A 422-nucleotide genomic window follows, 5' to 3' on the forward strand; every position below is an offset into this window, starting at 1 on the left:
GGAGTTATTAAGGTTTTTCGGAAAGTTCCCCGTCTTTAATGCATCCGTAAAGATCTTTATGTTTTCCCGCCGTTTCCGCAAGGTTAATTTGTATATCAATCTTACTTCCGCAATCCGAACCGTCGTAAAACGCATCTAAAACGCGCCCTTTAAGCCCGTTGTCCGTAATAACGCCTTTTTCCCCTTCGTCTGTCGTAACCGCAATATCGATTACATTGCTCAAAGGAGTTATAAGCTTGTCATAAATATTATTTTTCCTGCAAAAGCTTTTTTGCGGCCTTGTTGGAATTTATATTCAGGCAGTAAGTTTCAAAAAGCTCTTTTCCATCGTTTGAAAACGAAATATAAACCCTGTTGTAATAATTGCCCGCCGTATATTCCCCGCCGCCGGAGATATAATCGCGGCTCAGTTCTTCCTTTCG

The 422-nt window shown here is 41.2% G+C and carries 1 protein-coding gene; it reads right to left on the reverse strand.

Annotated elements, in window-relative coordinates; genetic code table 11:
- Positions 1-7 precede the first annotated feature (7 nt).
- Entirely contained in the window at positions 8-223 is a 216-nt protein-coding gene (locus NE664_14495; protein MCQ4727844.1) for a hypothetical protein, read from the reverse strand.
- Between the last annotated feature and the right edge of the window lie 199 nt (positions 224-422).

The sequence above is a fragment of the Anaerotignum faecicola genome (assembly GCA_024460105.1).
Lineage (GTDB): Bacteria > Bacillota > Clostridia > Lachnospirales > Anaerotignaceae > JANFXS01.